Annotated in this window: 13 protein-coding genes, 2 pseudogenes and 3 CRISPR repeat arrays (1 of these 18 cut by a window edge); of the genes and pseudogenes, 6 read left to right on the forward strand and 9 right to left on the reverse strand. The window is 70.1% G+C overall.

Features of this window, described 5'->3' with window-relative positions; genetic code table 11:
* Positions 1-22 precede the first annotated feature (22 nt).
* Positions 23-1,063 carry a LacI family DNA-binding transcriptional regulator gene (locus ACI1MP_RS09760; RefSeq protein ID WP_404870787.1) on the reverse strand — a complete coding sequence of 347 codons (1,041 nt, stop codon included), beginning with the start codon at positions 1,061-1,063 and terminating at the stop codon, positions 23-25.
* A 404-nt stretch (positions 1,064-1,467) separates the two neighbouring features.
* On the opposite strand from ACI1MP_RS09760, the pseudogene ACI1MP_RS09765 reads away from it, so the two are divergent.
* From ACI1MP_RS09765 to ACI1MP_RS09780, 4 genes and pseudogenes are all read left to right on the forward strand, one after another.
* Positions 1,468-2,730, forward strand: a pseudogene (locus ACI1MP_RS09765) (ABC transporter substrate-binding protein).
* A 237-nt stretch (positions 2,731-2,967) separates the two neighbouring features.
* Entirely contained in the window at positions 2,968-5,382 is a 2,415-nt protein-coding gene (locus ACI1MP_RS09770) for a glycoside hydrolase family 2 protein (protein WP_404868370.1), read from the forward strand.
* Between the two features lie 140 nt (positions 5,383-5,522).
* Positions 5,523-5,732, forward strand: a pseudogene (locus ACI1MP_RS09775) (MOSC N-terminal beta barrel domain-containing protein); the annotation flags it as partial.
* Positions 5,733-5,827: 95 nt separating this feature from the next.
* Complete coding sequence (locus ACI1MP_RS09780) at positions 5,828-6,292, forward strand: MOSC domain-containing protein (RefSeq protein ID WP_404868371.1); 465 nt, start codon at positions 5,828-5,830, stop codon at positions 6,290-6,292.
* A gap of 287 nt (positions 6,293-6,579) precedes the next feature.
* On the opposite strand, the gene ACI1MP_RS09785 is transcribed toward ACI1MP_RS09780, so the two are convergent.
* On the reverse strand, positions 6,580-7,077 hold the full coding sequence (locus tag ACI1MP_RS09785) for a winged helix-turn-helix transcriptional regulator (RefSeq protein ID WP_404868372.1): 498 nt from the start codon (positions 7,075-7,077) through the stop codon (positions 6,580-6,582).
* Positions 7,078-7,169: 92 nt separating this feature from the next.
* Between ACI1MP_RS09785 and ACI1MP_RS09790 the strand changes: the two genes are divergently transcribed.
* Complete coding sequence (locus tag ACI1MP_RS09790; protein ID WP_404868373.1) at positions 7,170-7,904, forward strand: nitroreductase; 735 nt, start codon at positions 7,170-7,172, stop codon at positions 7,902-7,904.
* A 380-nt stretch (positions 7,905-8,284) separates the two neighbouring features.
* On the opposite strand, the gene ACI1MP_RS09795 is transcribed toward ACI1MP_RS09790, so the two are convergent.
* On the reverse strand, positions 8,285-8,488 hold the full coding sequence (locus ACI1MP_RS09795) for a cold-shock protein (RefSeq protein ID WP_224277403.1): 204 nt from the start codon (positions 8,486-8,488) through the stop codon (positions 8,285-8,287).
* 866 nt (positions 8,489-9,354) lie between these two features.
* On the opposite strand from ACI1MP_RS09795, the gene ACI1MP_RS09800 reads away from it, so the two are divergent.
* Positions 9,355-10,599 carry a tyrosine-type recombinase/integrase gene (locus ACI1MP_RS09800; protein WP_404868374.1) on the forward strand — a complete coding sequence of 415 codons (1,245 nt, stop codon included), beginning with the start codon at positions 9,355-9,357 and terminating at the stop codon, positions 10,597-10,599.
* A gap of 1,211 nt (positions 10,600-11,810) precedes the next feature.
* Positions 11,811-14,038: a CRISPR direct-repeat array (repeat unit 37 nt; unit sequence GTTGCGATCCTCGGCCGTCCCGAAGGACGACCGCCAC).
* Between the two features lie 139 nt (positions 14,039-14,177).
* Here the strand turns inward: ACI1MP_RS09800 and cas2 are convergent.
* Genes cas2 through cas5c form a run of 6 tightly spaced genes read right to left on the reverse strand, consistent with a single transcriptional unit; the run spans position 14,178 to position 19,658 of the window.
* Positions 14,178-14,468 (reverse strand): CRISPR-associated endonuclease Cas2, encoded by a 291-nt coding sequence (cas2, locus tag ACI1MP_RS09805; protein WP_404868375.1) that lies wholly within the window; start codon positions 14,466-14,468, stop codon positions 14,178-14,180.
* Positions 14,468-15,502 carry a type I-C CRISPR-associated endonuclease Cas1c gene (gene cas1c / locus ACI1MP_RS09810; RefSeq protein ID WP_404868376.1) on the reverse strand — a complete coding sequence of 345 codons (1,035 nt, stop codon included), beginning with the start codon at positions 15,500-15,502 and terminating at the stop codon, positions 14,468-14,470. Before cas1c ends, cas2 begins: the two co-directional genes overlap by 1 nt.
* Positions 15,499-16,164: a CRISPR-associated protein Cas4 gene (cas4, locus tag ACI1MP_RS09815; protein ID WP_404868377.1), complete on the reverse strand. Its 666-nt coding sequence runs from the start codon at positions 16,162-16,164 to the stop codon at positions 15,499-15,501. The genes cas1c and cas4 overlap by 4 nt, the downstream gene beginning before the upstream one ends.
* Positions 16,161-17,084, reverse strand: a complete 924-nt coding sequence (gene cas7c / locus ACI1MP_RS09820; protein ID WP_404868378.1) for a type I-C CRISPR-associated protein Cas7/Csd2 — start codon at positions 17,082-17,084, stop codon at positions 16,161-16,163. Before cas7c ends, cas4 begins: the two co-directional genes overlap by 4 nt.
* 20 nt (positions 17,085-17,104) lie before the next feature.
* Positions 17,105-18,898 (reverse strand): type I-C CRISPR-associated protein Cas8c/Csd1, encoded by a 1,794-nt coding sequence (gene cas8c, locus ACI1MP_RS09825; protein WP_404868379.1) that lies wholly within the window; start codon positions 18,896-18,898, stop codon positions 17,105-17,107.
* Between the two features lie 4 nt (positions 18,899-18,902).
* Positions 18,903-19,658, reverse strand: coding sequence for a type I-C CRISPR-associated protein Cas5c (cas5c, locus tag ACI1MP_RS09830; RefSeq protein WP_404868380.1), 756 nt, complete (start codon positions 19,656-19,658; stop codon positions 18,903-18,905).
* 633 nt (positions 19,659-20,291) lie between these two features.
* Positions 20,292-21,207: a CRISPR direct-repeat array (repeat unit 37 nt; unit sequence GTTGCGATCCTCGGCCGCCCCGAAGGGCGACCGCCAC).
* A gap of 99 nt (positions 21,208-21,306) precedes the next feature.
* Positions 21,307-22,454: a CRISPR direct-repeat array (repeat unit 37 nt; unit sequence GTTGCGATCCTCGGCCGCCCCGAAGGGCGACCGCCAC); it runs 507 nt beyond the window's last position.

Raw genomic sequence — 22,454 nt, forward strand, 5'->3', positions numbered from 1 at the left:
CCCGTCCCGGGGGCGGGACCGATCAAGCCGGCGGTGCCGCGGTGCTCCCGCGGGGCGTCAGCTGCGGAGCGGCGTCCTCGTAGCCCTCGCTCCTCCCGCCCGCGATCAGCGCCAGCAGGGTCCGGGCGGCGTGCGCGCCGTAGGCGTGGATGTCCCGGGTCAGCGCGGTGAGCGGAGGCCGGACCACCTGGACCAGGGGGGAGTCGTCCCAGGCGACGATCGACAGGTCCCCGGGCACTTGGAGCCCCATCTCCTGGGCAACCGACAGGCCGGCGACCGCCGTCATGTCGTTGTCGTAGAGGATCGCGGTGGGCCGCTCGGGGGAGAGCAGCAGGCGCCGCGTCGCCCGTGCGCCCTCCAAGCCGGTGTAGTCGGTGTGGACGACCGGAACGGCCTCCAGCCCGAGCTCCTCGCACACGGCCGTGAATGCCGCGTCGCGCAGCGAGGTGTGCACCAGGCCCGTGAGCCCGGCGACCCGGCCGACCCGCCGGTGACCCAGCGCCGCCAGGTACTCCAGCGTCTCGCGGACCGCCGCGGAGTCGTCCGACCACACCGGGGTCAGGCCGCCGGAACCGGACGGGTGACCGATCACGACCGTCGGCAGGCCGATCTCCTCCAGGGCCGGCACGCGGGCGTCGTCCTCCCGCAGGTCGACCAGGATCGCGCCGTCGATCTGCCGCGCGCCCCACCACCGCCGGTAGGCCTCCAGGCCGCGCTCGTGGTCGGCGACCACCTGCAGCGCCAGTGAGTAGGACGCCTCGGACAGGACGCTCTCGATCCCGCCGATGAGCTCCATGAAGAACGGCTCGGTTCCGAGCATCCGGGCCGGCCGCGCCAGCGCCAGGCCCACCGCGGAGGACTTCGCGCCGCTCAGCGCCCGGGCGGCGCTGTTGCGCACGAACCCGATCTCCTCGGCGACCTCCGCGATCCGGGCCCGCGTCGCCTCCGAGACGCCCGGCTGGCCGTTGAGCGCATTGGAGACGGAGACCTTCGACACGCCGACGATCTTGGCGATGTCGGCGATCGTGGGCCGCCGCGCGGCCGGACTCTGCTGCGGGGACACCTGATCCACGAGGACCCTTCTGAACCGATGAGGCAGACCTTGCGCTCCCAAGCTACTACGGGCCTGGCCGTCCGCAGTAGCCAACCTGGGCATTGATAGGAACCGGTTAATCTCCTAGTGACATTGACGAGAAGGCGGACATAGCGTTTCCGGCATTAATCGGTTAATCCAGCAGGCAGCGGAGCGTGCGCGAGGTGGCCGCCCCGGCGCGGTCCTGCCTCCGGGATGGCCGGTACCCGATCCGCGCACCGCCGGGCCCGCCGGCTGCAGGCCTGGGTCCTTTGGCGTCACGCGCCGCGTACTCCTGCCCGCTGCTCCGGCGGCCCGCACCGATCCCCCCGACGACCGGCGCGAAGGACGAGCGAATGCGCACAGGGTGGGTGGCCGTCGCCGTCGCGACGGCGATGCTGCTGACGGCCTGCGGGAGCGGGGGCGACGGTGCCCCGCCTCCCGACGGCGGCGACACCCTCGTCTCCGGCGAGATCAAGGTCCTGACCAACCGCGTCGATCAACTCTCGGACGGGACGCTCAAGAAGTACGCGGACCGGTTCCGGAAGGCGTACCCGGACGTCAGGGTCCGGTTTGAGGCCCTCACCGACTACGAAGGCGGGATCGGCGTCCGGCTGGACAGCGGCGACTACGGCGACGTGCTGCTGATCCCCAACAGCATGACCCTCAGTCAGTACCCGGCCTACTTCGCGCCCCTCGGCTCCGCGGACAAGCTCGCGCAGACCTTCGACTTCACCGAGTACGCCACGGTGGCACACCAGGTGTACGGCCTAGCGAACATCGGCATCGCCACCGGCTTCGTCTACAACAAGGCCGTCCGGGAGCAGGCCGGCGTCACCGAGTGGCCGCAGTCCCCCGAACAGTTCATCGGCGCCCTCAAGGCCATCAAGGCGAAGACCGAGGCCATCCCCTACTACACCAATTACCACGACGGATGGCCGCTTCGGCGATGATCCGACCACATCGGCGGACCGGGCTGCAGCAACTCCGCCCGTGACGCCCTCGCCGCCACCCTGGACCCCTGGAGCCCGGGCAGGGACCTCCACGCCATCGACGGCCTGCTCTACAGCGCGGCCCTCGAGCAGCTGAACGAGCCCGATCCCACCGCCACCGACTGGGAGGACTCCAAGACCCTGATGGGCACGGGGAAGATCGGTGCGATGTTCCTCGGCTCCTGGGCGATCCCACAGATGCAGAAGGCCGCCAAGGCCGCCGGCCACAACCCCGACGACATCGCCTACATGCCGTTCCCGGCCCTGTCCAAGTCTCACTTCTGCACCGTCGTCCAGCCCGACTACAAGTACGCGGTCAGCGCGCACTCCAAGAACAAGGCCGCCGCCCGGGCCTGGATCGACCGGTACCTGACCAAGTCCGGCAGCGCCCAGGCGGAGCAGGCCATCTCCACGGTCAAGGGCACCCCGCTGCCACCGGCCCTCAAGGCCTTCGACGAATGCGGAGTGCGCATCATGACGCAGACCCAGGACAAGGCCGCCCTGGTGAGCGCGATCGACAAGGACGCCCGGATCGGGCTGAGCTCGCCCGACTACCGCCGAGGGCTGGTCGACATCGCCCGCGGCGCGGCCCCGGGAGACCAGGTCGGCTACTTCGCCGATCTCAACAAGCGATGGGCCCAGTCCCAGCGCAGACTCGGGCGCTGACTCCCGCTTCCCGCACCCCAACCCAAGATGAACCGGTAAAGACCGGATGCTTGCGCTTGGCTAGGCATCGGATGCTCGACGAGTCAATCTGGGGTCAGAACATGCTTTTACAAGGGATGTTCGCGTTTAGTTAAGCTCGCAAGCTAAACCTAACCGGTTTATGGACAGGGATGGCGCGGCGGGTTACGGTTGCTCCCGCCAGCCCCGGAACCACCCCACAGCGAATGGAGCCGCACGATGAAGGACGTCACCCAGCTCGACCAGGGCTGGACCCTGCACCACGCGGGGAACCAGCTGCCCGCCGTCGTGCCCGGCTGCGTCCACACCGACCTGCTCGCCGCCGGCCTCATCCCGGACCCGTTCCTGGAGACCAACGAGACCAGGGTCGCCTGGGTCGGCCGCCAGGACTGGACCTACACCCTGGACCTGCCTGCCCACGGCACCCCGCACGAGCGCACCGACCTGGTCTTCGATGGCCTCGACACCGCCGCCACCATCACCTACGGCGGAACCGAACTCGGCAACACCCGTAACATGCACCGCAGCTACCGCTTCGACGCCACCGGCCTCACCGGCGAGTTGGCGGTCCACTTCACCAGCGCCTACCGCGAGGCCGAGCGCGTGCGCGCCCTGGTCGGCGACCGGCCCAACGTCTACCCCGAGCCCTTCCAGTACATCCGCAAGATGGCCAGCAGCTTCGGCTGGGACTGGGGCCCGACCCTGCCCACCGCCGGCATATGGCGCCCCGCCCGGATCGAGCGGTGGAGCACCGCCCGACTGGCCCGCGTCCGCCCCCACGCCACCGTCACCGGCACCACCGGCACCGTCGAACTCCACCTCGACCTCGAGCGCACCGCCACCGGAACCGACCTCGAACTCACCGCCACCGCCACCATCGGCGAGCACACCGCCGCGGTCACCGTCCCGGCCGGCCAGGACACCGCCGTCCTCGTCCTGGAGGTCCCCGACGCCGCCCTCTGGTGGCCGCGCGGCTACGGCGACCAAGCCCTCCACGAACTCGACGTCACGCTCGCCGACGCACAGGGCCCGCTCGACACCTGGCAGCGCCGCATCGGCTTCCGCACCGTCGAACTCGACACCTCCGCCGACGAGCACGGCAGCGGCTTCACCCTGGTCGTCAACGGCGTCCGCCTCTTCGCCCGCGGCGTCAACTGGATCCCCGACGACACCCTGGTCACCCGGGTCACCTCCGAACGCTACAAGGACCGCCTCACCCGCGCCGCCGAAGCCAACATCGACCTCGTGCGGATCTGGGGCGGCGGCATCTACGAGAACGAAGCCTTCTACGACACCTGCGACGAACTCGGCCTGATGGTCTGGCAGGACTTCCTCTTCGCCTGCGCCGCCTACCCCGAGGAACAGCCGCTGCGCGGCGAGATCGAGGCCGAGGCCCGCGAGAACGTCGTCCGCCTGATGCCGCACCCCTCCCTCGTGCTGTGGAACGGCAACAACGAGAACCTGTGGGGCTTCCGTGACTGGGGCTGGGAGGAAGACCTCGCCACCGACTCCTGGGGCGAGGTCTACTACCTCGGCCTGCTGCCCCGGATCGTCGCCGAACTCGACCCCACCCGCCCCTACACGGCAGGCAGCCCCTGGTCCGGCAGCTGGGACCACCACCCCAACGACGTCGACCACGGCACCCACCACTCCTGGGAAGTGTGGAACCGTCAGGACTACGCCGAGTACCGCGCCACCGTCCCCCGCTTCGTCGCCGAGTTCGGCTGGCAGGCCCCGCCCGCCCACGCCACCCTGCGCCGAGCCCTGCCCACCGAGGAACTCGCCGCCGACTCGCCCGGCATGCTCCACCACCAGAAGGCCGAGGACGGCAACGGCAAGCTCGACCGCGGCGTCGCCCGCCACTTCGACCTCCCCGCCGACTTCGACCGCTGGCACTACCTCACCCAGGTCGTCCAGGCCCGCGCCGTCTCCGCCGGCATCGAACACTGGCGCTCCCACTGGCCCCGCTGCGCGGGCACCGTCGTCTGGCAGCTCAACGACTGCTGGCCCGTCTCCTCCTGGGCCGCCATCGACGGCGACGGCCGCCTCAAGCCCCTCTGGTACGAACTGCGCCGCGTCTACGCCGACCGGCTCGTCACCGTCCAACCGAACACCGACGACGAGGCCACCCCCACCCTCGCCCTCGCCAACCAGGCGGCCCAGCCCTGGAACACTGTCGTCACCCTGCGCCGGGTCTCAGCCGACGGCACCAGCACCACGACCACCGACATCCCGGTGACCGTCGAAGCCCGCTCGGTGCTGCGCCTGCCCGTACCGGGTGCGCTGACCCCGGCGGCCGGCTCGACCAAGGAGTTCCTGGCCGCCGACGCCGACGGCCTGCGCGCGGTGCACTTCCCGGTGTCCGACAAGGAATTCGACTACGGGCAGCCCGAGTTCGACGTCACCGTCGAGCCGGTGGCCGACGACGACAGCGCCCTCGACGTCGTCGTCACCGCCCACACCCTCGTCCGCGACCTGCTCCTGCAGGCGGACCGGTTGGCACCCGAGGCGGTCGCCGACCAGGGCCTGCTGACACTGCTCGCGGGCGAGCAGGCCCGGATCCGGATCACCGGCGCACCCGGCACCGACGCCGACACCGCCCGCACCGCCCTGTACTGCGTCCAGCCCGCATGACCGGCTCCGCCTGACACACCGCCGGCAGCGGCGTGATCGAGCGGACCGCCGCAGGGCCGAAGACGGTTCGCCGCCGCCCGGCGGCGGACCGTCCCGCCGTACCCGGCGTGGCACTCCCCACCGACCCGCAGGACCGGGACATGCCCCAGTTGACCGCCCTTCACATCTACCCCGTCAAATCGACCCACCGCTACAGCCCGGACACCGCCGCAGTCCAATCGCGGGGCCTCGCCGGAGACCGCCGCTGGATGCTCGCCGACCCGACCGGTCGGGCCGTGACCCAGCACGACAACCCCGCCCTCGCCCGGTACCGCACCGAGCTGCACCCCGACGGCTCACTGACCATCAGCGACCCCAGGGGCGCGCCCGCATCCGAGTGCCTCCACCGCACGCCCACGCAGGCCCGGCAGCACAAGGCATCCTCTTCGGAAGCACCTTCCCCACCGTGGAGACCACCAAGGAGGTCCAAGCGTGGTTCCGCGAGCGCCTCGGCGACGTCCGCCTGCTGCACCTGGCCGCCCCCGCCACCAGCCGCACGATCCATCTCGGTGGAGGACCACCTGACGCCACCACCAGCATGGTCGACGGCTACCCGGTGCACCTGACCACCACCGCCTCACTAGCCGCCCTCAACCAACATCTCGCCCAGGACCACCCGACGTCAGAGCCGCAGGCCGGGCCGCTGCCGATGAGCCGCTTCCGCCCCAACCTCGTCGTCACCGGCACCGAGCCGTGGGAGGAGGACACCTGGCACCGAATCAAGGTGGGCGACGTGGTCTTCCGCACCGCCGAACTGTGCGGACGGTGCGTGGTGATCACCCTCGACCAGGAGACCGGCGAACGCCGAGGAGCCCGCCCGCTCCGCGCGCTCGCGCGCCACCACCGGTACGGCAGAACGCTCGCTTTCTGACTCAGCATGGTCCCAGAACGGCCCGAGGGCCTGCGCGGCGACCGCCTGGGCACCGTGCGGCTCGGCGACGAGATCACAGTCCTGGCGACACGACCACGAGCACACGGCCCAACAGGACAGACCGAGCACGCGGACCCGGACACCACGACCCGCTGAGATTGTTGGTGGCCAGTTCGGATTCCCCGCTCGTGGTCACTTGATGGGGAGTCATCTGGCCGCGGATGTCACAACGCGTGGTCAGGGCAGATCGGCGGCTCGGCGCGGCGCTCTCGCGGAGGCGCGTCTGATCAGCCGGGCTGTCCGTCGGCGGACTGGCCGGGCCCCGGCCGGCCGAGGTGTGCGAGGATGCCCGGTCCCGGCTCGGGTGCGATGTCGTGTGCGGTGACGTCGGTTCCGCAGGCGTCGCAGGTGAGTCTGGCGTGGGCCTCGCCGGTGCAGTCGTGGTGGCGGTAGTGCGCGGGCGGCCCGTCGGGGGCCATGTAGGTGTCGCCCCAGTCCCTGATCGCCATGAGGATCGGGTAGGTGTCGTGGCCCTTGCGGGTCAGGCGGTATTCGACGTGGTCGCCGTCGTCGGCCTGCCGCCGGGCAAGGATGTCGTGCTCGACGAGTCGGGCGAGACGGTCCTGCAGCCGGCTGCGGGAGATCCCGAGTGCGCTCTGGAAGGCGTTGAACCGGCGGACGCCCGCGAACGAGGCCTTCAGGATCAGCAGCGTCCAGCGGTCGCCGAGGATCACCAGCGGGCGCGTGATCGAGCACGGCAGGTCGGCGAGGTCTTCGTAACGCACGCCCCGACTCTACCCCCGCGGTTCCAAAACAAGACCGGCCCGGCTAATGTGCGGTCTCGAAACGAGACCGACAGTTCCGGCGGAGGCCACCCTTGAGCCCGACCAGCACCCACCCCGGCACCGGCACCGACCTGCACGAGGCGCTCAGCCGGATCCTCACCGACCGCTTCACCTGCCGCCAGTTCCGACCCGACCCCGTCCCCCGGGACACCATCGAGCGGCTGCTGCACCTGGCCCAGCGCACCCCCTCCTGGTGCAACACCCAGCCCTGGCACGTGCACCTCACCGAAGGCGCCGCGACCGAACGCCTGCGCAGCCAGCTGATGGCCCACGTTCAAAGCCACCCGGCCGCCCCCGACTTCCCCTTCCCCGCCCAGTACACCGGCGCCTACCGCCAGCGCCGGCGCGAGTGCGGGCTTCAGCTGTACGGCAGCCTCGGCATCGCCAAGGGCGACCACGAGCGGACCCTGCGCCAACTGCTCCGCAACTTCGAGCTGTTCGACGCACCCCACGTCGCGATCATCACCACCGAGGCCGATCTCGGCGTGTACGGCGCCGTCGACTGCGGCCTCTACATCAACACCTTCCTGCTCGCCGCCCACAGCCTCGGCCTGGCCGCGGCACCGCAGGCCGCCCTCGCCGCCTACTCCGACTTCCTCCGCGACCACTTCGGCATCCCGGACAACCGGCGCGTGGTGGCCGGCATCTCCTTCGGCCACCCCGACCCCGACCACCCGGTCAACGCGTTCCGCACCACCCGCGAACAGCCCGATAGCACCGTCACCTGGCACACGGGCAGCAGCGAGGAAACGGCCGCGGGGGCGTGATCCATGGGGCTGGCGGGCACGCACCGGACCGGTACACGAAGGACTCGCCCCCAATGCCGACCGAACAGTCGGCCGCGCGGGTCGCGGCTAACGCCATCGAGCTGGACCGCGGTCACCCACGGTTACATCCACAACTGGCCGTCCGTGGGGAATTCCGGGTGGCCGCCGTCACCAGGGGACGTGGGTCAGGCCGCCGTTGCCCTCTGCGCCACCCATCGGCCCCAGCACTCCAGCCCGGACGGGCCACCTGGCCCACGCCGATGTCAGCTCACCCTACGAATCTCCGGGTACGGCCACAAAGGAAGGTACGACTCGCGCGGCGGAGACAAAGAGGCGCCCCGCACACGGACCCGTGCGGGGCACCCGCTCATGTCTGGAGGTCAGGCGGGGCGGATGTGCTCCGCCTGCGGGCCCTTCTGGCCCTGCACGACGTCGAAGGTCACCTTCTGGCCCTCCTGGAGCTCACGGAAGCCCTGGGCGTCGATGTTGGAGTAGTGGGCGAACACGTCGGGGCCGCCGCCGTCCTGCTCGATGAAGCCGAAGCCCTTCTCGGCGTTGAACCACTTCACGGTGCCGGTCGCCATGCGCTTGCCCTTCGTGGGAACTGGTCGCGCCCACTGGTGCGGGCCCGGAGGTGATCGCCGTGGTCCGGAGAGGCGTCGAACAGCAAGAACGCCCACGGCATGTGACCGCGGGCGAGAACTTCGGAACCACGACTGCTTGATCGAAACGTTACACCGCGGGGGGTTCCGCGGCCAGGGAGGCGAGCCGGACATCGAGCGGCGTCGCTGCGGCACCCGTACGCGCCTCGGTCGGTGCCGAGCCGCCGGCCGCCACCGGCACTCGTCCCAGCGGATTCCCGTCGAACACGCCCTCGCCGACCACAAGCGATGGAAAGGCCTGACCCGCTGGACCCACCGGCGAGACGCCCTCCCGGACACCTATCTCGCCATCGCCGGCCTCGTCTCCGACCGCACCGCTACCACCGGAACAACGCCACCGCTCAGGCCCTCGCACCCCCAACGCAATCACGCACCAGGTCGTAAGTCGCCTGCCGCAACTACCGATCGCGGATCAGGGCACCCCGACCTCGGCGGGCCACTCACTTCGGCCCAAGGCTGCGCAGGGCTGGCCAACCCGACGGGCCGTTCACGCTGCGTAGCCGCGTCGGGGGGCAGGAAGCACTCCCCATGCCACCTGGACGGGCCTTCGGAACAGGGCCCCGGTAGTCACGTACGGTGACGGTTCCGCGTGCCCGCATCGACCATGACGGGCACCACGGCAGCCTGCCCGTCCATTGGCGCGCCCAGCGGGTCCTCACCGTGAACCGCAGGTCAGAGCTCCATCTCCACGTTGGTGATCGCATGGTGGTCGCAGACGGTCATCCGATCGCGGCGCAGATAGCCTCCGTGAACTGATCAATGAGTCACAGCCACAGGAGGTACACGGAGTGCGCAGGTCAGGACGACCAGGCCGGGTCTACCGCCGATGCGGGTGCCGCGATGCCACCCGGCGTCAGCTCGGCGCGAAGTGCCCACGCCTGGCCGAGGAGAAGCACGGCACGTGGACGTTCGCCGTCGACATCCCCTCCCTCAACAGCCGCAGGCGCACCATACGGCGCGGCGGGTTCGAGGACGCCTGGACCGCCGAGACGGCACTTCGACGCCTCCTCGAAGGCCGGAAGCTGGGCTTCGACGCCGACCCCCACGAGACGGTCGCCGCCTACCTCACCAAGTGGCTCAAGAGCATGGAGTTCCTGCTCAAGCCCACCACCTACGCCCGCTACCGCACCTACGTACTCTGCGAACTCATCCCCGTCTTCGGCAAGATGCGCCTGGAGGAGCTCGCCCACGACCACATCGCCGCCTACACCCACCAGCAGCTCGAAGCCGGCCGCGGACACCAGGCCGTCTACCACTGCCTCGCCACCCTCTCCAGCGCCCTGGGCACCGCCGTGCGCACCCACCGCCTCCCCTACAACGCCGCCCAGCCCCTGCCCATGCGCAGGCCCCAAGCCGCCGAACGCGTCCCCTGGACCGCGGAACAGGCCGTCGCCTTCCTGAGTCACTGCCGAGGCGTCGACCCCGCCTTCGCCGACCTCTTCGAAGTCATCATCGGCACCGGCCTGCGCAAGGGAGAGGCCCTCGGCCTCCAGCGCCCGTGTGTCCGACTGGACGACCGCGTCATGTACATCCGCCACACCCTCTCCGCGATCGACAACCACGAACTCGTCCTGACCGCACCGAAGACCAAGAAGAGCCGCAACTGGGTGCCCCTGTCCGACCGCGTCGCCGCCGCCCTCGAACGCGCGATGACCAGGAACACCTCCCCGGGCAACGGCCACGTCTTCCAGGACACCGACGGCAAGCCCCTCCACCCCGCCGCCGTCCGCCGACGCTTCCACGAACTGCGCGAACAGGCCGGGCTCCCCCACGTCACCATCCACGACTTGCGCCACCTCGCCGCCACCATCGCCCTGGAGGGCAACGTGCCCATGGCCGTCATCTCCAAGACCCTGCGGCACTCCACCCTGTCGACCACCGCGAACATCTACAGCCATCTGACCTGGGACGTCGCCATGGCCGCGGTCCACACCATCGAAACCAGGCTCCACCTCGCCGAGTCCCGTACCCACTGCGGCGACGACGCCCTCGCCGGTCCCTTGCCGAACCCGCTGTTCAGTCACGCGGCCTGACACAACCGCACGGCTACAGCCACCCTGGTCCACCGGGCCCGCCCAGAACGCGGCAAGGACCAGCCAAACGGCCGGACCGGCCGGTCGATCACTGACATCCGCTCAGCCCCGGAGCCACCACCACACCTGACGCCACGGGCTCCACAGGCATGCCCACTTCCGGGAACTCATGCCGCTTCGACACGGGGCAGAAGCCCACTCAACGAAAAACTACGCTCAGTCACCTCGACTGAACAGACAAAAGCCGCATATCGACTGCATCTAAGCGCCCCACACCCCCGGATGCGCCCCCTGAAATGACGCGAACGAGCGTCCGCGACCACATTGCGACCACCACAGCAAAAGAGCGGGCACCCGGTTTCCCAAGTACCCGCTCTCACAACCGACTTCACAGTCGGGACGACAGGATTTGAACCTGCGACCCCTTGACCCCCAGCAGGAAGGGTCTCCCTATTCCTGCCTGAAATGCGCTCACGCACACGTCGTGCGTGTGCAGATGAGCGCGTTTCGTGCACCTCGCACGCCAGCGCGCATGACGTGTGGTCCCCAGCTGGTCCCCAGGCCAGGGGCTTGACGGAGGGTCCGGGTGGCGTTCATGTCTCCAGGGTAGCGCCACTCCAGCCGTGGATCCAGAGATTCCCGCGGATCGCCCAGGACGTCACCGGACAGAGACCCGGCATCGCGGAGTTAAATCAATTCGACCCGAGCCGAACGTCAGCCAGAAATGGCCGCATCAAACCCAGACCCCATCTATTTCCTTCGGTCTCACCGAAATTCTCGGGGCTCGCTGTGACCCGCTCGGGGGACCAGTCCGAGGCTTGACGCCATCGCTCTGCCCATGCTCCGGGTTGTACGACCTGAACAACCCGTCGATGACCGTCACCTGGGACTCCACGCCCTCCTCGACTACACCATCCGGAGATTGCGATCCTCGGCCGTCCCGAAAGATGACCGCCACCGCCGCGGACCGCGTAGGTGACCTCGCCCACCAGGTAGTTGCGATCCTCGGCCGTCCCGAAAGATGACCGCCACCCGTGCCAACCAGCCCGGCCGGGCCCACCGAGAAGGAGTTGCGATCCTCGGCCGTCCCGGAGGATGACCGCCACCTCGCCGATCGCGCCGTCGATGAGCGTCGAAGCGAGGTTGCGATCCTCGTCCCGAAGGATGACCGCCACCATCCACGACCTGGTCCACGTCGTGCCCGTGGCGGCGTTGCGATCCTCGGCCGTCCCGAAGGACGACCGCCACGACACGGTCGCGAAGCTGCGCTCGGACCGGGAGTTGCGATCCTCAGCCGTCCCGAAGGACGACCGCCACGTCGAGCATCTCGTGGAAGACCTTGCGCCAGTCCGGGTTGCGATCCTCGGCCGTCCCGAAGGACAACCGCCACCCGTCGGTGCGGCGGAATCGGTAGACGGGGCCGCTACGGTTGCGATCCTCGGCCGTCCCGAAGGACGACCGCCACTGCGGCGGCCCGCGCCCGGAGCGGACGGCCCGTCAGGTTGCGATCCTCGGCCGTCCCGAAGGACGACCGCCACCGGTGCCGATGCCCTTCGCGGTCACCAGGGTGCCCTGGTTGCGATCCTCGGCCGTCCCAAAGGATGACCGCCACATGGGGCTTCGACGGTATCCGTCTTCAGACCGACGCCGTTGCGATCCTCGGCCGTCCCGAAGGACGACCGCCACCAGGATCGCGGGGATCATCGCCGTCGCGACCGTGACGTTGCGATCCTCGGCCGTCGCGAAGGACGGCCGCCACCGGCCCTCCCCCTGCCACACCTCGACCGAGGAGCGTGTTGCGATCCTCGGCCGTCCCGAAGGACGACCGCCACTGGCGACGGCAGCGGTCGCGAGGGGGATGCGGAGGATGTTGCGATCCTCGGCCGTCCCGAAGGACGACCGCCACGTAGGAGCCCCGGCCTCTCTGGTGATCAGGCCCTAAGTTGCGATCCTCGGCCGTCCCGAAGGACGACCGCCACGCCGCCGCCGCAACGGCATCTTCGAGGTGCTGCTGATCGTTGCGATCCTCGGCCGTCCCGAAGGACGACCGCCACCTCCGCAGCACGCACCTGCGCCACGAGGGTGGTCCTGTTGCGATCCTCGGCCGTCCCGAAGGACGACCGCCACGATGTTGTCGGCGATGGGCTCGCGGTGCGCAGCCAGGTTGCGATCCTCGGCCGTCCCGAAGGACGACCGCCACTCGGCGCCGCCGAGCTCCGCGAGGTGATCAAGGCGTTGCGATCCTCGGCCGTCCCGAAGGACGACCGCCACGGCGGGCCGTCAGGCGGCCGTGTGCGCGGTGAGGTTGTTGCGATCCTCGGCCGTCCCGAAGGACGACCGCCACGGCCGGGCGGAGGCTGAGGCACCCGGTGACCGCGTCGTTGCGATCCTCGGCCGTCCCGAAGGACGACCGCCACGCCCGCTCCTCGGCGTCGTCACCAACGTCGAGGGCGAGGTTGCGATCCTCGGCCGTCCCGAAGGACGACCGCCACCCGCGAGGGCCTGAGCACTACGGTCGGCATCGGGCAGGTTGCGATCCTCGGCCGTCCCGAAGGACGACCGCCACCGGTGGCGGTGCGGGCGGCGGCGGAATCGGCGCGCGTTGCGATCCTCGGCCGTCCCGAAGGACGACCGCCACCCGTGGTGAGTTCCGCCGCCCGGACTCGGGCTGGTCGTTGCGATCCTCGGCCGTCCCGAAGGACGACCGCCACCCTGGACGATATCGACCATGCTTCCCCGGCCCTGGAGTTGCGATCCTCGGCCGTCCCGAAGGACGACCGCCACTGCGGCCTTCGACGATCTGCTGCGCGCGGGTACGGGAGTTGCGATCCTCGGCCGTCCCGAAGGACGACCGCCACGATCCCCTACCGCGAGGGGGTCCGCACCCCGGACGGGTTGCGATCCTCGGCCGTCCCGAAGGACGACCGCCACCCCAGGTGACGGCCCGCCAGGTCCAGCAGGAGCAGGCGTTGCGATCCTCGGCCGTCCCGAAGGACGACCGCCACCGCCCGGCCGCCGGCGCGTTCGGCGACCGCCCCGCGGTTGCGATCCTCGGCCGTCCCGAAGGACGACCGCCACGCGGACTCGATGTCGATGACATCGCCGACGAGAAGAGTTGCGATCCTCGGCCGTCCCGAAGGACGACCGCCACGGGCGAGCCGGGGCAGTGTCAGTGCTGTACGAGGGGTTGCGATCCTCGGCCGTCCCGAAGGACGACCGCCACTGCCGAACATCACGCCAAGGGAACGCCCATCGAGGTTGCGATCCTCGGCCGTCCCGAAGGACGACCGCCACCTCCGTCAGCGCCCGGCACTGGCGGGCCGCCCGCGAGTTGCGATCCTCGGCCGTCCCGAAGGACGACCGCCACCGAGCTGGACGCCGTCGTTCACATGATCCGGATGGGTTGCGATCCTCGGCCGTCCCGAAGGACGACCGCCACAGCATATAACCAGGGTGAACACGTCCCGAGTGACTGCGATGCGGAGACTGTTCACCGGCTGATTCCACTCAACTCGGACATCACGCTTCGGTGCGATCCGCGTGGCGTGTGTGCACTTGGGGTTCCGAACCGTGCTCTGTCACAGGATGAGGTCCTCACGGTGGCTTTGCACTCGGGCGATGCCGAGTGTCCGTACGTCGTTGAAGCCGTTGTGCGGGAGGCGGTAGATCCGGATGCTGTCGGTGTTGCCGTCGATGGTGTTGCCGATGTCGTTGAGGAGGTGCAGGAGGTCGACGTCGGTCGCGGCGATCTCGAAGACGGACTTCTGGACCCGCAGGCCGTGGCCTTCGCAGAGCTTCGCGACTTTCCGGAGCCGGCGGCGGCCTTCGGGTGTGGTGGTGTCGACGTCGTAGGTGAGCAGCAGGTCCATCAGCCGGCCGTCCAGGGTAGGTATCCGGGGAGGTCGCCTCGGATGTGGCGGGCGAGGATGCGGCACTGCAGGACCGGGAGGAGTGCGGCGGGGACTGTCCGGCCGGCTGCCGGGTGTTCCCAGGGTTGGGTCTTCCATTCCTGCCAGGCGGCGAGGACCGTTTTGCGGCCGTCTTCGGTGAGGTTGACGGCTCCGCCTGCGAGGGTGTCGAAGTGATGGGTCCTCAGTTCTCGGCGGTTGAGGAGGGTGAGGGCGAATCGGACGGCGAGGACGGGTCGGAATTCTTCCATCAGGTCGAGGGCGAGGGCCGGTTTCGCGGGGCGCAGGCCGTGGAGGAAGCCGATGTAGGGGTCGAGGCCGATCTGTTCGATGGCGCCGTGGACGAGGTTACGCAGCAGTCCGTAGGTGAAGGAGAGGGTGGCGTTGACGGGGTCGGTCGGTGGGCGGCGGTTGCGGTGGGTGAAGGCGGGGATTCCGTCGGTGGGCCGGTGTATGTCGCGGAGGGCGGCGAAGTAGTTGCGGGCGGCGTTGCCTTCGATGCCCATGAGGGTGTCGAGCGAGTCCGTGTGCTGGGTGTCGGTGAGTGCTTCGGCGAGTTTGGCGGCGGCTTCGCGGATGCGGGTCTGTGCGGTCGGGTTGGTGTCGCGGGCGGCGCGGAGCAGGATCCAGCGGCTGTTGCGGATTTTTCCGGCGACGGTGTTGCGGGCGATGGCGAGTCGCTGGTCGGGGTCGGTGTGGGCGCGGTGTTGTTCGTGGCGCAGGAGAACGTTGCCACGGACAGGGCCTTCGAGGCGTGCTTGGAAGCGTCCGCCCCGGGTCATCCAGGTGATGGGACGTCCGTCCTGGGCACAGCGGGTGAGGAGTTCGGTGGAGAGGTTGATGTGGCCGTAGAGAACGATGGCGTCGAGGCGTCGCAGGGGGAGGGTCTTGCGGCCGGGGGTGTCGGGGAGGTGGATACGGAGGGAGTCCTGGTCGAGGCGGAGGTCGGTGCCTTGGGTTTGGACGTAGAGGGTGTTGAGGAGTTCGAGGGTCATGGGTATGTGGGTTCTTCGTCGGGGAGGGTGTAGAGGTCGGTGAGGGCGTGCTGGTAGGGGCGGGTGCGGGTGAGGATGGTGGGGATGCAGGTGGTGGCCATGGAGCAGCGGCGGCAGCGGTTGTCGGTTGTGGGTGGCGGTAGTTGATGGGTGGTGAGGAGTTGGCGGACGGCTCGGGTGGCGGCCTCGACGCGTTGGTGGAGTTCGGGGGTGATGGTGATGGTGTGGCGTCGTCGGTCGGCTGCGGAGTAGATCGCGGCGTGGGGTACGGGTTGTTGGAACATGTGTTGCAAGCAAAGGGCTTGGGCTGCTGCTTGGACGTCGGCGGGGCCGCCCGGGTGGTAGCGGCCTGATTTGTGTTCGACGGGCAGGATGGTGCCGTTGTCGTGGAGTTCGACGGTGTCGCAGGTTCCGGTGAGTCCGAGGCCGTCGTGCCAGACGGGGAGGGCGTGCAGGGTGCGGATGGTTCCGCGTCCGCGGTTGCCGGGGGTGTCGACGCGTTGGTGGAGGAGGGTTCCGCGGGTGGTGGCGGCGTCGTCGGTGAAAGCGTCCTCGAGGACGATGAGGGCGCACTGGCGGGGGCAGTAGGTGTAGTGCTCCAGCCAGGAGAGGGCGACTTGGGGTTGGTCGCCGTCTCCCGGTCGGGGGTTGGGGTGGGTCATCCGACGATGCGGGTGAAGGCGACGCCGGCGTCGGTAAGGCCGGTTTCGTCGATGTCGATGGGGCCGTAGTCGGTGATGTTGCGGGCGGTGGCGTCGTGGAGTTGCTTGATGCGGATGCGGTCGAAGAGGGTGTGGGAGGGCAGGCGGCCGAAGGCGTCGTCGTGGGTGAAGACGTAGAGGCCGCGCAGCGCGAGGCTGCCGCGGGCGGCGGCGCGGTCGTGTTCGAACATGATCTCGAAGGCGCGCCAGAACATGGCGAGGTCGTCGCTGGTGACGCCGGTGCGGGCGGCGAGCGGGGCGCTGAAGTGGCCGGCTCCGCGGTACAGGGCGTAGGGGACGATGTGCTTGGTGCCCATCTCGGTCTCCTTGCCCTTCTTGTCCTCGGTGGGGTTGTTGAACGCGTCGACGTCTTCCTGCTTGGTGGGGGTGACGCGGGTGATGCCGATCTCCAGGGGGGTGATCGGGTCGATGGAGCGGGAGAAGGTGAGTTGCATGGGGCCCTGGACGCGGCCGGCGGGCTTCTTGCCGGTGCTCATGACGGCGCCGAACATTCGGATGTCGTAGAAGGTCTGGCACATCCAGGTGCGGGCGTCGGCCTGCTGGGTCTTGGGGCCGAGGGCGGTGTAGGCGCGTTCGTGCTGGCTGTTGAGGGCGACGCCGGCTTCGACGTAGATGTCGTAGCCGGGCTTGGGCTGGTGCTGGTTGAGCATGGCGACGGTGTTGCGGATCTTGCGCTTGATGGCGACGTCGGTGATGAGGCCCTGTCCGGAGACGGGGTCGGTGCGGGGGCTTCCGCCGGCGTCGGGGTCGCCGTTGGGGTTGCTGTCGACGGCCTCGACGAGGAAGACGAAGTCGTGCTTGCGGGCGGGGTCGAGGTGGGCGTCGTTCATGGCGGTCTCGTTCTCCAGAAGGTTTCGCACGGGCTGGGGTTGACGTTCGGTCAGGAGGGCTGTTCGTCGGGGGTGTTCGCGGCAGCCTTGGCTGCCTTCGCCGCGGCTTTGGCGGCCGTTGCCGCGGCTTTGGCTGCGAAGTCGGCGGCGCGCTGCTGTTCGTAGCCGATGACGAAGCGGGCCTGCTCGCGGGGCGACAGGTGCGTGGGCGGGTCGTCGGTGAGCGCGCCGAGGACCTGCGCCAGCCGCTCGCTCAGGGCGGTGTGAGCACCCGGCTTGTCGCGGCGCAGGCGCTTGAGGTGGGCGTTGGCTCCGTGGCGGAGGTTGGCCAGGACCGCGGCCGGGGCGGTCATCGCGGTGCCGAAGTACTTGTCGCCGATGGTGGCCTTCACGTCGGGCAGGGCCGCCGTCTGGATCGCTTCCAGGACGGCGAACGCCCGCCCGCACAGGTAGGCGGGGTCGGTGCTGTCGGAGTCGAGCCTGGGCATCGGGCGGTCCGTTCGGTCGTGGGAGCGGTTGAGGGCGAGGCGCAGCAGCGCGGTGCGCGGGGCGTCGATGCGGTGGTCGGCGCGGATGCGCTGGAGCAGGAGCGGGAGCAGGCGCGCCGGTGGCGGGGTGCGGCGCAGGGCGCTGTGCAGGAGTTCGCGTTCGATGCCGTGGGGTGCGGTGCCTTTGACGTACTGGGTGCCGTTGTGGCGGCCGGCGGCGAGGGTGAGGTGCCACAGGGGCAGGTAGCGGGTGGCGCCACGCCAACCGTCGTGGACGCCGTGGTCCTCGAACCAGGCGCCGAGGTTGGCCTTGACGGTGTGCAGGGGGACGTCGAGCCATTCCCGCACCACGGTGCGGGCGTTGTTCAGGCCCAAGGTGAGGGCGTAGAAGTCGTTGGGGTCGACGCGGCCGGCGGCGGCCGGGTCGGGGGTGTGGTGGAGGGTGTCGATGAGGTGGGCGACGGCGTCCGGGTCCGGGTCGTTGTCGTCGATGAGCTCGATGAGCGGCTCGTCGACGGGTTCGCGCGTCCACCACAGCAGCACACCGTCGGACAGGGAGCGGCGGTGCCGGCCGGAGGCGAGCATGGTGTTCAGCGCGGCCATGGAACGGCTTCCGCAACGGTCGCACACCGGGGTGTTGACCAGCTTGACGGCTCCGCCCCGGCCCTGCGCGGGCGAGTTGACGCTCACCAGCTGCGCCTCGTTACTGCCGCCGGTCGACGGGATCGCGCCCTTCTTGATCGGCTCGGGGATCGTCGACAGCAGGTCGCCCGGCTCGCCGCACACCAGGCACAGTTCCTGCTGCGCACCGCCGGCGCCCTTGCGCTCGCGTACGACGCGCGCCCACAACTCCCGCACCGATGCGCGCTCGTGCAGCCAGCGGCCGTCCACCAGCACGCCGACCGTGTGCCGGGCGTCCACCTCCGGCGGGACCTCGATCCCGGCGCGGCCGCGGGTGAGCACCTCCAGCACCAGGCCGGCCGACGGATCGTCAGGCACCTCGTCCGCCCAGCGGCGCAGCAGGGCAAGGTACTCCCCTCGCCGGCGTGCGGCCTCGGCCACACCTTTCTCGCTCGGGCCCTGTTCGTCGCCTTCGCCGCGGGCGCGGCCGAGGACGAACTCGGCGGTGTCCACCAGGAGGAACGGCGGTACGCGTGTTCCCGATCGCTGGACGTACGGCACCGCCTCGACGGTCGCCTCACCCCTGGATTTCGGGGGCGGCCGGCGGTCGGCCAAGGACGGGGCCGCGCCGTCGGTCGTGATCACCAGCGCCCAGTCGATCTGCCGGTACCGGTAGAACTCCGGCGGCAGGCCCTCCAGCCGCTCGGCCTGCTCGGCCAACCACTGCAGAAGCACCGGTTCACCCCTCGCCGTCGACACGCCACGGCGCCGACGGCATCGCTACCGCGTCCGCGGACAGCGGCTCCTCGGGCACCTCCATCACCCCGTCCACCAGCCGCGCACGGAACCACCGGTAGCGCTCGCCCTTCGGCGTGTAGACGATCGAGTGCAGCATCACACCCAGCTCCTCGGTCCGCCCCGCCACTGCGGGCGCCTCGGTCGCCGGCCCGAACGAGGCGCTGAACTCCCGGCAGCCCAGGAACGGCTGCGAGAAACACGCACCCCGGTCCACCCGCCGGCGCAACTGCTCCCGGAACTTCTCCTCCGGCGCGTTCGCGTGCCGCGCCACCACGATCTGCGCCCGGATCCGGTACGCGACGTCCGCCAACGCCATCGTGTTCCGCTGGTCCCGATCCTCCTCCACGTCGTACCGGGCGCCCGGAACCGTCTGGAGTTCCTGCACCTTCTTCGCCGTGACGACCGACTTCACCTCGTTGCGACGCACCTGCAGCCACTGAACCGGCCGCAGCACCTCGATCGCCCGCACCACATACCGGAACTCGGGCTTCCAGTAGATCGCCTCCAACACCCCCGTCGCAGCCGACGGCGTCATCACCGGATAACTCACCCGCTCCGACTTCAACTCCGGCCTGGTGAAACACGCAAGAGGCCCCCACACCTCCACCACCAGATCCGGGAACACCCACCCCGAATTCCCCCGACGACGAGCAAGAGCATCCCGCTCCCCCGCCGCAGCAACCCTTCCGGCCACCACAATCGCCTTTCCACACACAGAAGATGACGCAACATCAGTTCTGCTGCGCCGAGGCGACCGTAGACCAGCCCACCGACAACGACCGGAGCGCAGAAACCTCCCCACACCCGCCACGGAGAACAGGTTCGATCAGCATTGGCCAAGAGCCGACGAAAAGGTCGACAAACCCAACTCCGAGACCAGCCGGTGACCCATGGCGACCGATCCGCGACCGAACAGGAGACAGAAATGACTGGAAATCTCCATGCCACACGGTCGCCGTTCTGCCCGGTTGCGATCCTCTGCCGCCCCGGAGAGCGACTGCCACGCCGGCGGATTCGTGGCGAGCGCCGCCAGCTCGGCGTTGCGATCCTCGGCCGCCCCGAAGGACGACCGCCACGGTGCACCTGCCGGTCATCATGGCCGGTGTCAACGAGTTGCGATCCTCGGCCGCCCCGAAGGACGACCGCCACCCGGCGCGCTCGCCCTGTGGGAGATCCCCGTCGCGGCGTTGCGATCCTCGGTCGCCCCGGAGGGCGACCGCCACCAGAGTGCTCAGGCCGAAGTTCGACGTGGTGTCGAAGTTGCGATCCTCAGTCGCCCCGGGGGCGACCTCCACCCGCCGACACCGCCCTCAGCGGTGGCCGGGAAGCGGTTGCGATCCTCGGCCGCCCCGGAGGGCGACCGCCACAGGAGGTTCTGGATCAGGTCGGGGTGTACGGCGGGATTACGATCCTCGGCCGCCCCGAAGGGCGACCGCCACCACTGACCGTGCTCCACAGCTCCGGGGTGTTCGGGCGGTTGCGATCCTCGGCCGCCCCGAAGGGCGACCGCCACGTCTGGTCCTCCAGCCAGACCTGTACCGGAGCCGCGTTGCGATCCTCGGCCGCCCCGAAGGACGACCGCCACGGTGACCCCATCGGGCTGAGGCGGCATCAGGTCGATGTTGCGATCCTCAGCCGCCCCGAAGGGCGACCGCCACCGGCGCAGCTGATGATTCGGACGCGGTCTCCTGCGGTGTTGCGATCCTCGGCCGCCCCGAAGGGCGACTGCCACCACACGGTCGACCCGATCACCCTCGGGGCGTACCTGCTGTTGCGATCCTCGGCCGCCCCGAAGGACGACCGCCACGCCGCGGTCGTCGGTGTGGTTGCAGCACGCGAGCAGGTTGCGATCCTCGGCCGTCCCGAAGGGCGACCGCCACGGGCGGCGGGGAGCAACCGCCGGCCGAAGGCGGCGGCGTTGCGATCCTCGGCCGCCCCGAAGGACGACCGCCACCCAGGCCGACCGCGCCGGCCAGCAGCAGGCCGACCCAGTTGCGATCCTCGGCCGCCCCGAAGGACGACCGCCACCCGCGGCGATGACAGTAACCGCGATGATCAACCAGTTGCGATCCTCGGCCGCCCCGAAGGACGACCGCCACCGCCGTGTCGAGCAAGAACTCCCAGTCGGTGCTGGAGTTGCGACCCTCGGCCACCCCGGAGGGCGACCGCCACGGTCGTGCGAGACGTCGACTCCTGCACGGTCTGCCCGTTGCGATCCTCGGCCGCCCCGGAGGGCGACCGCCACGCCGTTGATGACCTGGACGGACATGTTGGTGCCGGTGTTGCGGCCCCGGACGGCGACCGCCACCTCTCAGGAGACCTCCATGCCGAGAATCCTCGGACGCGTTGCGATCCTCGGCCGCCCCGAAGGGCGACCGCCACGCCTCGTCGGCGGGCAGCAGCTCGCGCAGCTGCTTGCGGTTGCGATCCTCGGCCGCCCCGAAGGGCGACCGCCACTCTGGGGGCTGCTCCAGGACGGCTGGCAGCTGCTCGAGTTGCGATCCTCGGCCGCCCCGAAGGGCGACCGCCACGAGCTCGCTCCCGGCACCAAGCTGCCCACTCTCCGCGTTGCGATCCTCGGCCGCCCCGAAGGGCGACCGCCACCTCCGTGCCAGCGCAGGGTGGAGCCGGCAGGTGCGGTGTTGCGATCCTCGGCCGCCCCGAAGGGCGACCGCCACCCTTGTAGACCTCGCTGCGACAGCCGGAGCAGGTCACGTTGCGATCCTCGGCCGCCCCGAAGGGCGACCGCCACGAGAGCGTCCAGGCCGTCACGGCCGACAGAGAGGCGGTTGCGATCCTCGGCCGCCCCGAAGGGCGACCGCCACGGTGGCCGTGCCGGACCCGCGTGCACCAACGAGTGAGTTGCGATCCTCGGCCGCCCCGAAGGGCGACCGCCACCCGGCACTGCTGCGTGGGATGGCCACGACACCCTCGAGTTGCGATCCTCGGCCGCCCCGAAGGGCGACCGCCACGTAGACGGTGAGGATGAAGGCGAGTCCGCCGAGGGCGTTGCGATCCTCGGCCGCCCCGAAGGGCGACCGCCACCCGGGGTCATCAGAATGCCCCGGCCGCGCTGCTCCAGGGTTGCGATCCTCGGCCGCCCCGAAGGGCGACCGCCACAGCGGCGGCAGCGGGCGAGGTTTCCGGCTGGGGCTGGTTGCGATCCTCGGCCGCCCCGAAGGGCGACCGCCACCGCGTCCAGCGCCCCGGTGAACGCCCCGACCCCGGGGGTTGCGATCCTCGGCCGCCCCGAAGGGCGACCGCCACCGCGGCGGCGATGCCGTTCAGGACGCGGTCGATCTGGTTGCGATCCTCGGCCGCCCCGAAGGGCGACCGCCACTCATGTGCTGGCCGATCACCGGCCGGTCACACAGGTGTTGCGATCCTCGGCCGCCCCGAAGGGCGACCGCCACCCCCGACCGCGCGGCCGGCACCAGCCGGACGCAGAGGAGTTGCGATCCTCGGCCGCCCCGAAGGGCGACCGCCACCCGGT

It is taken from the genome of Kitasatospora griseola (assembly GCF_044999035.1).
Lineage (GTDB): Bacteria > Actinomycetota > Actinomycetes > Streptomycetales > Streptomycetaceae > Kitasatospora > Kitasatospora griseola.

What these genes read in the sequence shown, in the direction of transcription:
- cas2 (WP_404868375.1), bottom strand. Translation starts at nt 14,468, where the DNA reads ATGGACCTGCTGCTCACCTACGACGTCGACACCACCACACCCGAAGGC.
- cas4 (WP_404868377.1), bottom strand. Translation starts at nt 16,164, where the DNA reads ATGACCCACCCCAACCCCCGACCGGGAGACGGCGACCAACCCCAAGTC.
- cas1c (WP_404868376.1), bottom strand. Translation starts at nt 15,502, where the DNA reads ATGACCCTCGAACTCCTCAACACCCTCTACGTCCAAACCCAAGGCACC.
- ACI1MP_RS09770 (WP_404868370.1), top strand. Translation starts at nt 2,968, where the DNA reads ATGAAGGACGTCACCCAGCTCGACCAGGGCTGGACCCTGCACCACGCG.
- ACI1MP_RS09795 (WP_224277403.1), bottom strand. Translation starts at nt 8,488, where the DNA reads ATGGCGACCGGCACCGTGAAGTGGTTCAACGCCGAGAAGGGCTTCGGC.